Origin of the sequence: Arthrobacter celericrescens (genome assembly GCF_003614925.1) — a bacterium.
Taxonomy (GTDB): domain Bacteria; phylum Actinomycetota; class Actinomycetes; order Actinomycetales; family Micrococcaceae; genus Arthrobacter; species Arthrobacter celericrescens.
Genome location: NZ_QYLP01000095.1, coordinates 1 through 15,140 on the forward strand (window position 1 = coordinate 1; position 15,140 = coordinate 15,140).

Genomic DNA, 15,140 nt, shown 5'->3' on the forward strand with positions numbered 1-15,140 from the left:
CCCGTCACCTTCCAGTGGAAGGTGACGGGCCGCCGTCGCCTTAAGGACGCCGTTGTCCCTAAGAGGTCTAGGCCAGTCGGCTCTTCAACCCGTCCAGCTCGGCCTGCAGTGCCTCGGGAAGGGACCCGCCGAACTTGGCGAACCATTCCTCAATGGAGGCCAGTTCGGTCTCCCATTCGGCAGCATCCACGCGGACAGCCGCTTCGACCTCGGCCGGGGTCATGTCCAGGCCTTCCAGGTCGACGGACTCACCGGTCGGAACAAAACCGATGGGGGTTTCGACGGCGTCGGCCTTGCCTTCGATCCGCTCGATGGCCCACTTCAGCACACGCGAGTTGTCCCCGAAGCCCGGCCAGGCGAAGCCGCCCTCGGCCGTGCGGCGGAACCAGTTCACCAGGAAGATCTTCGGCAGCTTCTCCGGGTTGGCCTTGGCGGACAGGTTCACCCAGTGGTTCAGGTAGTCACCTGCGTCGTAGCCGATGAACGGCAGCATGGCCATGGGGTCGCGGCGAACAACGCCGACGGCACCGGCAGCGGCAGCCGTGGTCTCCGAAGACAGCGTGGAACCCATGAAGATGCCGTTGGACCAGTCGCGGGCCTCGGTGACCAGCGGAATGGTGGTCTTGCGACGGCCGCCGAAGAGGATCGCGTCAACCTTCACACCCTCCGGAGCGAAGTATTCCGGTGCCAGCATGTCGATCTGGTCGATCGGCGTGCAGAAACGGGAGTTCGGGTGCGCGGCGGGGCGGCCGGACTCGGGGGTCCAGTCGTTGCCCTGCCAGTCGGTGAGGTGCGCCGGGGTTTCCTCGGTCATGCCTTCCCACCACACACCGCCGTCGTCAGTGAGAGCCACATTGGTGAAAATGCTGTTGCCCTTGGCGATGGCGCGCATGGCGTTGGGGTTGGTTCCCCAGCCGGTGCCGGGAGCAACGCCGAACAGGCCGGCCTCAGGGTTGACGGCACGGAGTTCGCCGTCCTTGCCGAAACGCATCCAGTTGATGTCGTCGCCCAGGGTCTCGGCCTTCCAACCCTTGATGGTGGGATCCAGGAGGGCAAGGTTGGTCTTGCCGCAGGCGGACGGGAAGGCCGCGGCTACGTGGTAGACCTTCTGCTCAGGCGAGGTGAGCTTGAGGATGAGCATGTGCTCGGCCAGCCAGCCTTCGTCGCGCGCCATGACAGAGGCGATGCGCAGCGAGTAGCACTTCTTGCCCAGGAGGGCGTTTCCGCCGTAGCCGGAACCGAAGGACCAGATGGAGCGCTCCTCCGGGAAGTGCACGATCCACTTCTCCGGGCTGCACGGCCAGGCGACGTCCTTCTGTCCCGGCTCAAGCGGTGCACCCACGGAGTGCAGGGCCGGCACGAAGAACGCGTCGGTCTGGGTGATGCGGTTAAGCACGTCGGTTCCGATGCGGGCCATGATGCGCATCGAGGCCACAACGTAGGCGGAGTCGGTGATCTCAACGCCGAACTTGGGATCCTCGGCGTCGAGGTGCCCCATGACGAAGGGGATGACGTACATGGTGCGGCCGCGCATGGAGCCGGCGAACAGCCCGCGCAGCTTCTGCTTCATCTCGGCCGGGGCCATCCAGTTGTTGGTGAAGCCTGCGTCGCGCTCGTTCTCGGAGCAGATGAAGGTCTGCTCTTCGACGCGGGCAACGTCTGCCGGATCGGAGAACGCCGCGAAGGAGTTCGGGAAGGTCTCCGGGTTCAGCGGCTTCAGCGTGCCGGCTGCGACGAGTTCCTCGGTCAGGGTCTTGTATTCGCCCTCGCTGCCGTCCACCCAGTGGATGCGGTCAGGCTGGGTGAGTTCTGCAACTTCTTCAACCCAGGCCAGCAGGCGTGCGTGCGTAGTGGGTGCCTTCTCAAGCAGCGGCAGTCGCGCCAGGTCGCCCATTGCGGTTCCCTTCGTCGGGGTCAGTGGTGTGTCCTAAATGCTAGGTCTCGCGGAGTAGACCATTTCGGCTTAGGACGTGGGACCTCATGGGCCTTTCGGAGCAAAAGCCCGGAAAATCAACGATTGTGACCCAAAAACCGGCGATTTTAGTGAGCAAGGTCACATAGACCGGTATAGTCGGCCAGATTACACGCCCTCGATTTGGCGGATGGGCCGATCTCGCGTAAAGTTTATTGAGGTTCGGGGGGCGAGCGAAAAAGCGAAGCCCACGAACCAAAGTGTGAAAGCACAGAATGCGCCCATAGCTCAGCTGGATAGAGCGTCTGTCTACGGAACAGAAGGTCAGGGGTTCGAATCCCTTTGGGCGCACAGACAAGGCCCGTACCGCTTCGGCGGTACGGGCCTTTTTCTTTTTCTGCCGTTCTTTTTTCGTCACAGAGCGCCCTGAACGCCCGGTCGGTCGGTAAAGGCAGCGATCCATCAATAGCGTGGGAGCAGGCCGCGGACGGCGCGGCCGGGAAGCCACCTAGAGAACGGAGACCTGGCCATGACCGAGGCACTCCCCCACACCGGCGCCGCGCTCACCGCCGCCCTCAACGGACAACTCAGCGAGGACCTCCGTGGCCGGATGCACGCAATGTACAAGCATCTGCATGCCAATCCCGAGCTCTCCATGCAGGAACACGACACGGCCCGCTTCATCGCGGAGCGGCTTGATGCCCTCGGCATCGGCAACTTCGCCTGCGGCGGCACCGGCGTCGTGGGAGTGCTGCGCAACGGCGACGGACCGGTGGTCGGCTTCCGCGCGGACACCGACGGCCTGCCGATCCTCGAAGCCACCGGCCTCGACTACGCCAGCACGGCACGTGGCGTGATGGCCGACGGCACCGAGGTGCCCGTGATGCACGGCTGCGGCCACGACACCCACGTCACCACGCTCCTGGCGGCGGCCGAACTGCTCGCCGGCGCCCCGGAGTCATGGAGCGGCACGATCGTCTTCATCTTCCAGCCGGGCGAGGAAACCGCCGCCGGGGCGCAGGCCATGATCGACGACGGGATCTGGGACAAGGCTCCGCGGCCGGAAATCATCTACGGCCAGCACGTCATGGGCAACGAGGCCGGGACCATCAACATCAGCATCGGCAACGCCATGGCGATGGCCGATTCCCTGAAGGTCACGGTCTTAGGCCGGCAGTCCCACGGTTCGCAGCCCCAAGTGGCCATCGACCCGATCGTCCTCGGCGCCCAGATGGTGCTGCGGCTCCAGACGATCGTGTCCCGCGAGGTCCACCCGCTGAAGGCCGCAGTGGTCACCGTGGGCACCTTCCACGCCGGCCTCAAGGAGAACATCATCCCGGCCACTGCGGAGTTCACGCTGAACATCCGCACCCTGGAGCCGGAGGTCCGTGCCCAGGTCCTGGCGGCGGTCCGCAGGATCATCCTGGCCGAGGCCGAAGCGTCCGGGGCGCCGCAGCCGGAGATCGCGGAGCTCTACACCTTCCCTCGCAACTACAACGAGCCCGCCGACACCGAGGAACTCATCACGGCCTTCCGCGCGGTACTGGGCGAAGACAAAGTGGCACTGGTGGAGCCGATGATGGGCAGCGAAGACTTCGGCGCCTTCGCCGAGGCGATCGGGGTGCCGTCCGTGTACTGGATGTTCGGCGGCATGAGCCGGGAAGTCCTCGACTCCGGCGAGCCCGTGCCGATGAACCATTCGCCCTTCTTCGCCCCGGTGATCGAGCCGACGCTGGGCACCGGTGTGCGGGCCGCCCTGGCGGCCATCCTGTCCAAACTCGGGAAGTAGTACGACGGCGGGTGCCCGGCCCCGGGCGCCCGGCCCGCCGCCGTCGGGCAAGCTGAAGGCCCGCCTCAGCGGCCGGCGACCAGCGCGCCGATCTTCGCCCGTAGTTCCTCGAAACGGGACGCCAACAGCCCGCCCGCGGCCGCGGCGTCCCCGGCCGCGACGGCGTCGTAGATCTTCCGGTGCAGCGCGGCCACGGCCGCGGCATCGTCCGTGGCGGGACCTGCCTCCAGTTGGATCTTGCGGTGGACCTTCCCGAAAACGCCGAGCAACTGCTGCAGCAGCTCGTTGCCGAGGGGTTCGAACAGGCGGCGGTGGAATTCGGCGTCGGCCGCGGCGGAGTGTTCGCCCGCCTGGGCCAGCTGCTCCAGGTGTTCGACGGCTTCAGCCAGCCGCTCCAGGTGGCCGGGCGTGCTCGCGGCGACCGCGGCCGGAAGGAGTCCCGTTTCCAGGGCCTGCCGGATGCCGAGAAGCTGCAGGGCATCCTCGCCGTTCTGGCGCAGTGACAGCCGCCCGCGGAACATCAGTCCTTCGGCCAGGGCATCGAAATTTGTGGGCGCGACGAACATGCCGAAGCCATGGCGGATCTCAATCACGCCCATCGCCTGCAGGACCTTGAGCGATTCCCGGAGTGTGTTCCGGCCGACGCCCAGCGAGGCGGCGAGTTCGTTCTCGGTGGGCAGGGGGTCCCCGGCTTCGAGTTCCCGTTCGAGGATGAGGTCCATGATGTCCGATTGCAGGGCCCTGAGCCGGGACTGCGCGCCATACCGTGCCTGCCGAGCCATGCCCGATTCCACCCTTGCTCCCCTCGCAGTCCGGACTTCGTTCGGGCGGTCCGCGGGTGCGGGTCCGGACCAGTCCGGTGACGGTGTTGAAGCGAGCTTAGTGCGCCGTACCCGCCCAGCTCAAGACAATATCGGATGTCCCACCTCCGCCCGGAAAACAGCCCGCGGCCCCGGATACCGCGGAGAAAGGACAGGCGTAGGCTTCTCTCATGACTGAGGAGCGCTCCCGGGAATTCGACGTCATCGTGATCGGTGCAGGAGCCGCCGGCGAAAACGTCGCCGACCGCGTCATCCGGGGAGGCCTCACCGCAGCGATCGTCGAATCCGAACTGGTGGGCGGGGAATGCTCCTACTGGGCCTGCATCCCGTCGAAGGCCCTGCTCCGGCCGGGGACCGCCCTGCATGTCGCCCAGTCCGTCCCCGGCGCGGCCGATTCAGTCACGAAGGTCCTGGACCCTGCGCCCGTGCTGAAGTACCGGGACTACTTCACCAACCGGTGGCAGGACGACGGCGGCGTCCGGTGGCTCTCCGAGACCGGGATCGAGCTGGTGCGGGGCGTCGCCCGCATCACCGGCCCGCGCGAGGTCCAGGTGGACGGAGTGGACGGCAACAGTTACGCGCTCAAGGCGCGGCACGCCGTCGTCATAGCCACCGGCTCAACCCCCGTCATCCCGGACATTCCCGGGCTCCGTTCGGCCCCGTACTGGACGACCCGCGGCGCCACCTCGGCCCGTGAAGTCCCCGAACGCTTTGTGGTGCTGGGCGGCGGGGTTGCCGGGGTGGAACTCGCGCAGGCCTTTGCCCGGCTGGGATCGCAGGTCTCGGTGGTGGCCCGCGGCCGGCTGCTCAGCGCCTTCCCGGAAGAGGCGGCGGAGCTGGTGGCCGCCGGGCTGCGGGCCGACGGCGTCACCCTCCACACGGGGACCGCAGTCCTCAGCGTCCGCACCAACGACCAGTCCTTCTCCGTCACCCTCGACGACGGCAAGGTCCTTGACGCCGACAAGCTCCTAGTAGCGACAGGCCGCAGGCCTTCCCTGGACAACCTGGGGCTGGAAAGTGTGGGGCTCGCCGAAGCGGAGGACGACGACGGCCCGCCGGCGGTGCGGATCAGCACCGATTCGACCGGGCTGGTGGAGGGGGCCGCGAGCGACGGAACCAGCGGGCTCTGGCTGTACGCGGCGGGCGACGCCGCGGGGACCCCGCTGCTGACCCACCAGGGGAAGTACAGTGCGCGGGCAACGGGCGACGCAATCGTGGCCCGGTCCGAGGGGAAGCTGCACCGCGCCCCCAAGCCGTGGAGCCACGTCACCACCACGGCCAACGAGCATGCGGTGCCCAGCGTGGTCTTCACGGATCCCGAGGTGGCGAGCGTCGGCCTGAACCTGGGCCAGGCACAGGAGCGAGGACTCCGGGCCGGCACGGTTGAACTGCCCATCAACGTCTCGGGCTCGCAGCTGTACGCGGAGAACTACAAGGGGTGGGCGCAACTGGTGGTGGACGAGGACAGGCGCGTGCTGCTCGGCGCCACGTTCGCGGGACCCGGGGTGGCGGAACTGCTGCACGGGGCCACGATCGCGATCGTGGGCGAGGTGCCCTTGGAGCGGCTGTGGCATGCGGTGCCGTCCTTCCCCACCCTCAGCGAAGTGTGGTTGCGGCTCCTGGAAAAGTACGGCCTGTGAGCTCTATTTGAACTGACTAGTCAGTTCAAATAGAATGGTGGTGACATCAGGCTCTCGAAAGGTCCATCGGTGCTCACCGCACAGGAACTCCAGATCAACGGCCACCGCGCCGACCTCCTGCCGCCCACCTCCCTCGAAATCCGCCGCGGCAGCCTTCTGCTTGCCAGCGGGGACGGGCAGGAGCAGCGCACCGCCCTCGCCCTCGCACTCAGCGGCCGGATGAAGCCGGGAAGCGGCATTCTCCGCTGGGACGGCAACTCCAAGACCAAGAGGATCCGCTCGGCGAGCGCACTGCTTGACTCCCCCGGCGTCAACGAACCCGAACAGCACCTCAGCGTGGGGGACCTCGTCACCGAGGACCTCGCCCTCATCCCGCGGCGCTACCGTGGCGCCCTGCTGAGCAAGCCCTGGCTCAAGGTGAACAGCTTCGAAGACATCGCCGATCTGTGGATCGAGCAGCTCCCCGCGGCGCGGCGCCTCGAACTGCTGACCGCCCTCGCGCTCGCGGACCCCGCCGTCGATCTCCTCGTGCTCGACTCCCCGGACCGGCACAGCTCCGATCCTGCGGACTGGCTCCCTCGCCTTGGGCAACTGGCGCACGACGCCGGGCGGCCGCTCGCCGTCGTCGCGGTCGTTTCCGCCCTCCCGGACGGCTGGGGCGGCGCCACCGCCACGATCGGCAATGCCGTGCCGGAGCCTGCCGAGGAAACAGACACCGCACCCGGCGCGGCGGACGCCACTCCGGAAGTACCCGAGACTGAAACCCTGCAAAGGACTGCACCGTGACTGTTCTGCGGCTGGCCCGCTCCGAACTCAAGCGCATGACCGGCGGACTGCTGCCCAAACTGACCATCCTTGCCCTGACCATGGTTCCGCTGCTTTACGGTGCGGTGTACTTGTACGCGAACTGGGACCCGTACGGAAACCTGGACAAGATCGACGCCGCCCTCGTGGTGCAGGACGCCGGCGCCAGGTCCTCAGACGGCACAGAACTGCAGGCCGGCCACAAGGTTGCGGATTCGCTCGTGGAGGGCCATGTCTTCAACTGGCAGCAGGTGGACACCGCAGAGGAGGCCGACGCCGGGGTGCAGGGCGGCAAGTACGCCTTCGCCCTGAAGATCCCGAAGGACTTCTCGGCCAACCTCGTCTCGCCTGGCAGCTTCGACGCCGCCAACCAGGCGATGCTCAACGTGACCACGAACGACGCCAACAACTACCTGCTCAGCACCATCGTGGACAAGCTCACCGCCGCCGTGCACTCCACGGTGGCCAAGGAAGTGGGCGAGGAAACGGCCAACCAGCTCCTCACGGGTTTCGGCACCATCCACGCCCAGATCGTCAAGGCCGCCGACGGGGCAGCCAAGCTGGCGGACGGCGTCGGGCAGCTCAGCTCGGGCGCGGCCACCCTGCATGACGGCACCAGCCAGCTGCGCAGCGGCACCGGCGAGCTCGTGGCCGGGCAAACCAAGCTGCGCGACGGCGCGAACCAGCTCAACGCCGGGGTGGGCCAGCTCAGCGCCGGCCTGTCCGAACTCAAGGACAAGACCGCCGGCCTCCCGGCGGATTCGCAGAAGCTCGCCGACGGCGCCGCACAGGTGGCCGCCGGAAACGCGCAGTTGAACGCGAAGGTGCAGGACGTCGTCGGGCAGCTGGAAGCGTTCGACGCCGGAGCGCGGAACCGCGTGATCGCCGCCAACCAGCGGCTGATGGACGCCGGAGTCATCGACCAAGCGCAGGCGGACAAGATCCTCGCCGACTACGACACCGCGGCAGCCTCGGCCCCGGTCACTGACGCGAAGGCGAAGATCGCCGCCGACGCCGCGAAGATCCAGCAACTCTCGGACGGCTCGGCAGCGGTGAGCGCCGGAGCCGCTAAGCTCGCCGGCGCGACCCCCTCCCTGACCGGGGCGATCGGCCAGGCCTCCACGGGCGCCGGCCAGCTCAGCGCCGGAGCCGCCACCCTCGCCGCGGGGCAGCAGACGGCGCTGGACGGAGCCTCCGCCCTGGCGGACGGTGCCGCGAAACTCGACGACGGCGCCGCCCGGCTCGCCAGCGGCGCCGCCACCGCCGCGGACGGTTCGCGCACCCTGGCGGACGAACTGGCCAAGGGTGCCGGGAAGATCCCGAACCCGGACGACGCGCAGAAGAGCGAAGTCTCCAAGGTGATCGCCGACCCCGTGGCGGTGAACAACGTTTCGCAAGCCGAGGCCGGGTCCTACGGCGCCGGGCTCGCGCCGTTCTTCCTGACCCTTGCCCTGTGGATCGGCGTGTTCATGCTGGTGCAGGCCATGCGGCCCATCACCCGGCGGGCGCTGGCCTCGAACGCGCCTTCGTGGAAGATCGCCGTGGGCGGCTGGCTGCCGTTCTTCGCGGTGTCCGTGCTGCAGGCCAGCATCCTGACGCTCGTGGTGAATTTCGGGCTCGGGCTGCACCCGGCGCATCCGGTGCTGATGTGGCTGTTCATGCTGGCCGCAGCGATGGCGTTCAGCGCGATCATCCAGGGTGTGGTGGCCCTGCTCGGCACGCCCGGAAAATTCGTGGTGCTGATCCTCCTGGTGCTGCAGCTGGTGTCCTCCGGCGGCACCTTCCCCTGGCAGACCATCCCGGAACCGCTGCACGTGGTGCACCAGATCATGCCGATGGGCTATGTTGTCACGGGCATGCGGCACCTGGTCTACGGCGGTGACCTCTCGATGATCCTGCCCACGGCGTTCGGGCTGCTTGGCTACACTTTGCTGGGCGCGGTCTTGTCCACCCTGGCCGTCCGCAAGCACAAGTACTGGACCCTGAAGACCCTGAAGCCGGAGATCGCCGTATGAGCACCCCTGATGACGCCGGCAGGAAGGATGACGCCGGCAGGAAGCTGCGTCCGGCCCGGACCAACGTCACCAAGCAGCGCCTGTTCGAGGCCTCGATGGAGCTGATCGGCGAGCGCGGGGCAGCCGGGGTCACGGTGGACGAGATCGCGGCCGCGGCCGGGGTGTCCAAAGGGACGGTGTACTACAACTTCGGCAGCAAGTCGGACCTGATCGCCCAGTTGCTGCGCCACGGCGTGGACATCATGCTGGGCCGGCTGCAAAGCATCGCGGACCCGGAGGCCGATCCCCTGGACGCCATGGAAGCCATGCTGGGCCAGGCCATGGACTTCATGGACGACTACCCCTCCTTCGCCCGGCTCTGGGTCAGCGAGAACTGGAAGACGCCGAACGAATGGGGTCAGCTCTTCGCGGAGCTGCGGGCCGAGCTGATCGGCGTGATCGGAGCGGCCCTGGAAAACGTGGCCCGGAAGTACCCCGTGGACACCAAGGTTGCGCGGGGCGGCCTGGAGGCAGCGATGTTCGGTGCCATCTTCGTGGTGGGCCTGGACCGCCAGACCTACAACCCGGAGCGCAGCAAGGAACAGGGCGTGGCCGCGGTGATGACCCTCATGCACGGCTACGTGCTGCGCTAAACGGTACGCAACTGCAACCTGCCGCGGCGTGGCGGGGGTCCGGGCGCGAGTGTCCGCTCCGGGATGATTGATCCATGCGTCGTATGGGGAACAGTGGAAAGCTCGCGGTCATTTCCGCGGTGGTGGCCGGGGCCTTGCTGGTGTTGGCGGCCGTCACCCTCGAAGAGTGGGTCCTGTTCATGTTCTTCAGCGCCGTGGTGCTGGGTTACCTGGCTTCCCTCACGCTGGTGCTCGCCCGGCGCCGCTACCTGGTCCTTGCCCTGGCCTTCATCGGGTGCACACTGTTCATTGCCTTCGGAATCGCCTTTCTGCGTATGTGGGGCCTGGCTTTCACCTTGAGCGAGAACTCCCTGGGCAGCGCTGTCAGCAGCAAGGACTCGGACATCTACTTCTACCTCTCCCTCGCTGCCGGCGGCGCGTCCCTGCTCGTGCTCTTCGCCGGGGCGGTGTGGCCTGGCCGCCGGACCGCTCCCTCGCGTCCTGCCGGGCGCAAGCCCGCACCGCGCCCTGCCCGTCGGCCGGCGGCCGCTCCTGCCAAGCGCCCGGCGTCGGCGGCGCAGCGGCACCCCTCCGCCAAGGTGCCGGCGGCACCTGCCAAGCGGCCGACGTCGGGCGCTGCATCCCAGCGCAAGTCCCCCGCCCGCCGCCGCTGACCCAACTAACTCGCAGTTGTTGTCGTTTTGGGCGCTTATAGCGACATTAACTGCGAGCCAGTTGGGGAATCTTCGGGGGCGTTACCCGCCGCGGTCCTTTCAGCTGCAGCACTGCCACGGCCACCCCGCCCAGCAGGATCAGCCCGCCCGCCAGTTCGGCCGACGTCGGGATTTCCCCGAGGAGCAGCCACGCCGCGGTCATCCCGACCACGGGGACCAGCAGCGTGAACGGCACCACGGCCGACCCCGGATACAGCCCGAGGAGCCGGTTCCAGATCCCGTAGCCAAGCAGCGAGGCGAAGACCGCCGTGTAGAGGGCGCTGAGCACCGTGGCCGGCTGCAACTGTGCGAGCGTCCCGAAGACGGCGTCGGGGCCGTCGACCAGCAGGGACAGGGCCGCGAGCGGAACCGGCACCACCGCCCCGGACCACACCACCAGGCCCAAGCCCGAGGCCGCCTTGGCCTGGCGCACGATCACGTTCCCGATCGCCCAGGACAGCGCCGCCGCGAGGACGATCATGAGCGGCACCACCGGCGCCACGAGGCTCCGGCCGACCGCCACCACGGCGAGCCCGGCCACGCCGAGCACCACCCCGGCCAGCTGCCGCTTCCCTGGCTTTTCACCGAGGAAGCGGGAGGCAAGCAGCACCGTCAGGAGCACCTGTGCCTGGAGGACGAGCGACGCCAGCCCTGCGGGCATGCCCAGTGCCATGCCCAGGTACAGCAGGCCGAACTGCCCCGCGCTCATGAACAGCCCGACGCCGGCAATCACCTTCCAGCCGACGTCCGGCTTCGGGATGAAGAAGATGCAGGGGAAGACCACCAGAACGAAGCGCATCGCCACGAACAGCAGGGGCGGGACGTCGGCGGTGCCGCCGTGTCCGTCGGAGGGGTGCAGGCCGAGATCGATCGCGACGAAGTTGAGTCCCCAAAGGACGGCGACCAGGACGGCGAGGGCGGAGTGGCGTAGGTTCACGATCCAACTGTGGCACCACAGGACCATGAAGCACCAGCATTGAATTCTGCATGCAATCATGTACCGTTGCTTCATGATTGAGATCGCAGCGCTGCGCGCCCTGGTGGCGGTGGAACAGCACGGCTCGGTGATAGCCGCCGCAGACATCATGGGTTTCAGCCCGTCTGCGGTGTCCCAGCAGATCAAGAAGCTCGAGAAGCAGAGCGGGGTGGCCGTCCTGGAGCGCCACGGCCGCGGGGTGCTGCTTACGGACCGGGGCATGGCCCTGGCCGAGTACGGGCGCAGGATCCTCGGCGAGCTGGAGGAGCTGCAGGCCACGCTGCTGGCCGATCCCGCCAAGCCCAGCGGCATGCTGCGGCTCGTGGCGTTCTCGACGGCTTGCCGGGGCCTGGTGGGGCCGATGCTTGGGAAGCTCGGCCGCACGGCGGCGGACGACGGCGAGCCCGGGCTGGACATCCGCGTCCTGGCCGAGGACCCGCGGGAGGCGGTGCAGCGCGTGGCCTCCGGCGAAGCGGACCTCGGGGTGGTCCACAACTGGAACTCCGTGCCGCTGCTCATCCCCGGCAACATGGTCCACGAGAAACTGTGCACGGACACCGCGGACGTGCTGCTCAACTCCGCGCACCCCCTGGCCGGGCGGTCCGCCGTCGAGGCTTCCGATCTGCTGGGCGAGTCGTGGATCAGCACGCCGTCCAACGCCATCTGCAACGAGGCACTGCTGGCGATCTTCGCCGGCCTCGGCCAGGTGCCGGACATCCGTATGTACGATCCCGATTTCTCGACCCACATCGCCATGGTCCGGCAGGGCGTGGCCGTGGCGCTCGTCCCCCGGCTCGGCCGGCCGGAACTTCCTCCTGGCGTGGTGGCCGTGCCCGTGGAGAACCCGCGGCAGCAGCGGGAAGTGGGCATCGTCTACCGCAAGACGATGCGGTCGAGCCCGAGCATCCGGCACGTCGTGGGGCTGCTCCGGGAGGCGGCTGCGGAGCTGGACGGGGTTTAGCTGACGGAGGCCGGGTTCAGCCGGCATCCAGCAAGCTCCCCGCGTCCGCGCAGTTCGGGCGGAGATCATCGGAACATGCACCTTGCCCTCCGGGAACGCGCCCGGCACACTTCGGTGCCCCCGCCCGCGCCGCGCTGCTCCCAACGGACCCTGTTTTTCTGGGCGGCAGGGCTCCTGCTTGCCGGTGACGCGCTGTTCTGGACCGTGTACGCCCAGGTTCAGACCAACTCGGGCCTCGTGCTGCTCGATGGCCCCGTCCACGACTTCCTCCTGGGAATCCGCAGCCCGGCCCTCACGACTTTGCTTGGCGCAGTTTCCGCGGCGACGTCACCCCTGGCGATGTCCGTGATCTGCGTGGGATTCTGCGTGGCCTGGTGGATCCGCCTCCGCGAACTATGGCGCCCGGTCCTGCTGCTGTGCGCCATGGGCTTCACCGTGGTGGTCACCGCGGTGGTGAAGGAATGGGTGGGCCGGCCGCGCCCGCCGGCCCGGGATTTCCTCTTCGGTCCCGACGACGCCCTGTCCTTCCCATCGGGCCACACCACGGGCGTCACAGTGTTCCTGTTCGTCCTCGCGTACTTCCTGGCGTCGCGTTCGGGCCAGCGCTCGACGGCGGTGCTCGCCCCGGCGGTGGCCCTTGCCGGGACGCTTGTAGTGGCCCTTAGCCGGATCTACCTCGGCTACCACTGGGTGAGCGATGTAGTGGCATCGATCGGGCTGGGACTGGCCGTGACCGCCGTCGCGGTTTTCGCGGACGCGGTCCGCCGCGGCCCGGACCGGGCTACTTCGGTTCCAGGCGCGGCTATTTCGGGCGCGGCACGGCGAAGTGTGTGAGTCGGGCGTCCTGTCCGTCCAGCTCAGCCCAGGGTTTCTCCAACTCCATGACCGTCAGGGCGCTGGTGGGGTAATGGCTGGCGGCGTCCATGTAGGCCTCGTGGTCCGAGTCGCGGGAGGCAAGGTGCATGGCGAGGTCCTGGACGCCCGGCATGTGCGCGAAGACCATGAGCGTGCCGACCGTATCCGGCACGTGGTTGATGATGCTGAGCATCCGCAGCGCCGAGGCGGCATAGAGACCGCCCTCAAGCTTCGGCGTGGGGGCCTTGTCGCCCAGTTCGTTGCACACCCAGGTGCAGGTCTGACGGGTCCGCAGGGCCGAGGAACACAAGATGAAGTCGGGAACGACTTTGTGCTTCAGCAGCCACTTGCCGGCCAGCGGAGCTTCCCGGTGGCCGCGCTCAGCCAAAGGCCGGTCATGGTCCGGGACGCCCATGGGCCAGTCCGACTTGGCATGGCGCATGATGACCAGCCGCTTGATGTGGTGCTCACTCATGCCCCCACTTTATAGCCGCGGAGGCACAGACCCGTCGGTACGTGGAACGTCGAAGGGCGGCACATCCCGATGCGAGGGGCGCTGTAGCGAAGCGGCACATCCCGATAGCGCCGTTGTTGCGTGAGGGACGAGCGCAGGCGCAGAGGGATCGTGCCGCGAAAGCGAAAGCGCCCGCCCCCAAGAAAGGGAACGGGCGCATGTGCGCGTCGCCAGGGACTAGATCGAGTATTCCGGAGCGGCCCAGACAATGACCTCGGGGTGCTCGTAGAAGCGGTAGCCCTGGCCACGGACCGTGCGGACGGTGTTGGCGAGGCGGCCCAGCTTGGAGCGGAGGCGGCGGATGTGGACGTCGATGGTGCGCTCGTTCGGCACTTCTTCGGCGTTCCGCCACAGGCCCTCGAGGAGCTCGTCGCGGCCCACGGTGCGGGTGCCGTTTTCGACCAGGTAGTTCAGGAGCTCGAACTCCTTGAAGGTCAGGTTCAGGGATTCGCCGTCGAGGTGCACTTCGCGGCGGGCAAGATCGATCAGCACGCCAGAGGGGCGGGCTTCCTGCTGCGGCTGCGGGCGGACGGCCTCGGAGCGCTGGCGGTTGCCGACGGTGGGATCGCCGAAGGTGGAGCGGACGACGTCGAGGGCGGAACCAGGGGCGGTGGCCGGGGCGACCGCGACGGCGGCGTAGCTCTCGGCGCCGGTCACGAGGGACTGGGCGTAAGCGCGGATTTCCTGGGCCAGCTTGGCGATGGAGGTCCCCGCGGCTGCGGCGGTGTCCTCGTCAATGCCCATGTAAAGCACGAAGCCGCGGGCAACGTTGTCGCCGGGGACGGGGCGGATGGCGCGCTCGGCGGGCGCCAGGACCGGGGTGGGTGCCGTCATGGGTGCCGCCTCGTTGGCGGGAACCGCCCTGAGCTGTCCGTAGGAGTTGGGGTTGTAGCCCTGGGGAACGTAGCCCGGGGCCTGGCCTGCACCGGCGGGGCCGGGCTGGGCGTAACCGGGGCGGCCGCCCAAGCCAGGGCGCAGGCCGGCGTTGGACGCCGCCTTGTTGGCGTTTCGGACGGAGATGTGGACGTATCCGGATGCAACTGACATAGGAGTACTTACCTCAATGTGAATGGCCGTCATCGCGGCTTCGAATGCTTATACGGTCCCCGCAATGAGTTGGGGAAGGCGCCCGACGCTGGGCAAGGGACGAATGCCTGGAACTTCTTGGGGTCGGAAGTTAGGCGTACATTCGACAACAGCTCATCGCGATGCCAGCGGGTGCGCTGGTCCCGATTGCTGCGGCTGCAGGTGCTGTTGAGTTCTTGTTCACATTTGAAGTGTGCAACGTAATAAAGGGAACTTGCAAGTAACAAAGCGCCGATCCGTCCACATCCTGAGACGCGAAGGACTATTGTGCGCCAAATCACAATTTCAGGATGTCCAAATGTGACCGACTTGGCTTCGTCACAATCCCACTACTGGGCGAAATAATCGAACGTTCTTCGCCAGGAAGGGCTTTCTTGGAATCTTGGCGCGAAATCATGCAGGATGCCTGAATCTCAAGATATGAAACAACTCTTGTCCAATCG

General features: G+C 67.6%; 13 protein-coding genes and 1 tRNA gene. 9 read left to right on the plus strand and 5 right to left on the minus strand.

The window, feature by feature from the left end:
* Positions 1-67: 67 nt before the first annotated feature.
* Positions 68-1,894, minus strand: coding sequence for a phosphoenolpyruvate carboxykinase (GTP) (locus D3654_RS17135; protein ID WP_120522669.1), 1,827 nt, complete (start codon positions 1,892-1,894; stop codon positions 68-70).
* 295 nt (positions 1,895-2,189) lie between these two features.
* Between D3654_RS17135 and D3654_RS17140 the strand changes: the two genes are divergently transcribed.
* Together D3654_RS17140 and D3654_RS17145 are read left to right on the plus strand one after the other, a co-directional pair.
* A tRNA-Arg gene (locus D3654_RS17140) sits at positions 2,190-2,263 on the plus strand.
* Positions 2,264-2,522: 259 nt separating this feature from the next.
* A complete protein-coding gene (locus D3654_RS17145) occupies positions 2,523-3,701 on the plus strand; it encodes an amidohydrolase (RefSeq protein ID WP_245413307.1) in 1,179 nt (392 codons plus the stop codon).
* A 65-nt stretch (positions 3,702-3,766) separates the two neighbouring features.
* Here the strand turns inward: D3654_RS17145 and D3654_RS17150 are convergent, their stop codons facing one another.
* Positions 3,767-4,483: a FadR/GntR family transcriptional regulator gene (locus tag D3654_RS17150; protein ID WP_120522671.1), complete on the minus strand. Its 717-nt coding sequence runs from the start codon at positions 4,481-4,483 to the stop codon at positions 3,767-3,769.
* Between the two features lie 209 nt (positions 4,484-4,692).
* On the opposite strand from D3654_RS17150, the gene D3654_RS17155 reads away from it, so the two are divergent.
* The 5 genes from D3654_RS17155 to D3654_RS17175 all read left to right on the plus strand — a co-directional run bounded on the left by D3654_RS17155 (position 4,693) and on the right by D3654_RS17175 (position 10,266).
* Positions 4,693-6,162 carry a dihydrolipoyl dehydrogenase family protein gene (locus tag D3654_RS17155; protein WP_120522672.1) on the plus strand — a complete coding sequence of 490 codons (1,470 nt, stop codon included), beginning with the start codon at positions 4,693-4,695 and terminating at the stop codon, positions 6,160-6,162.
* A 69-nt stretch (positions 6,163-6,231) separates the two neighbouring features.
* Positions 6,232-6,948, plus strand: a complete 717-nt coding sequence (locus D3654_RS17160) for an ABC transporter ATP-binding protein (protein ID WP_120522673.1) — start codon at positions 6,232-6,234, stop codon at positions 6,946-6,948.
* Positions 6,945-8,981 carry a YhgE/Pip domain-containing protein gene (locus D3654_RS17165; RefSeq protein WP_120522674.1) on the plus strand — a complete coding sequence of 679 codons (2,037 nt, stop codon included), beginning with the start codon at positions 6,945-6,947 and terminating at the stop codon, positions 8,979-8,981. The genes D3654_RS17160 and D3654_RS17165 overlap by 4 nt, the downstream gene beginning before the upstream one ends.
* Positions 8,978-9,613: a TetR/AcrR family transcriptional regulator gene (locus D3654_RS17170; RefSeq protein WP_120522675.1), complete on the plus strand. Its 636-nt coding sequence runs from the start codon at positions 8,978-8,980 to the stop codon at positions 9,611-9,613. The genes D3654_RS17165 and D3654_RS17170 overlap by 4 nt, the downstream gene beginning before the upstream one ends.
* Before the next feature lie 74 nt (positions 9,614-9,687).
* Positions 9,688-10,266: a hypothetical protein gene (locus D3654_RS17175; RefSeq protein ID WP_120522676.1), complete on the plus strand. Its 579-nt coding sequence runs from the start codon at positions 9,688-9,690 to the stop codon at positions 10,264-10,266.
* Between the two features lie 46 nt (positions 10,267-10,312).
* On the opposite strand, the gene D3654_RS17180 is transcribed toward D3654_RS17175, so the two are convergent.
* Positions 10,313-11,242: an EamA family transporter gene (locus tag D3654_RS17180; RefSeq protein WP_205571844.1), complete on the minus strand. Its 930-nt coding sequence runs from the start codon at positions 11,240-11,242 to the stop codon at positions 10,313-10,315.
* A 73-nt stretch (positions 11,243-11,315) separates the two neighbouring features.
* On the opposite strand from D3654_RS17180, the gene D3654_RS17185 reads away from it, so the two are divergent.
* Together D3654_RS17185 and D3654_RS17190 are read left to right on the plus strand one after the other, a co-directional pair.
* Entirely contained in the window at positions 11,316-12,242 is a 927-nt protein-coding gene (locus D3654_RS17185; protein WP_120522716.1) for a LysR family transcriptional regulator, read from the plus strand.
* A gap of 75 nt (positions 12,243-12,317) precedes the next feature.
* Complete coding sequence (locus tag D3654_RS17190) at positions 12,318-13,076, plus strand: phosphatase PAP2 family protein (RefSeq protein WP_120522678.1); 759 nt, start codon at positions 12,318-12,320, stop codon at positions 13,074-13,076.
* On the opposite strand, the gene D3654_RS17195 is transcribed toward D3654_RS17190, so the two are convergent.
* Positions 13,045-13,572, minus strand: a complete 528-nt coding sequence (locus D3654_RS17195; protein WP_120522679.1) for a SixA phosphatase family protein — start codon at positions 13,570-13,572, stop codon at positions 13,045-13,047. The two genes, D3654_RS17190 and D3654_RS17195, sit on opposite strands and share 32 nt — an antisense overlap.
* Positions 13,573-13,788: 216 nt before the next feature.
* Complete coding sequence (locus D3654_RS17200) at positions 13,789-14,658, minus strand: winged helix-turn-helix domain-containing protein (RefSeq protein WP_120522680.1); 870 nt, start codon at positions 14,656-14,658, stop codon at positions 13,789-13,791.
* Positions 14,659-15,140: the final 482 nt, after the last annotated feature.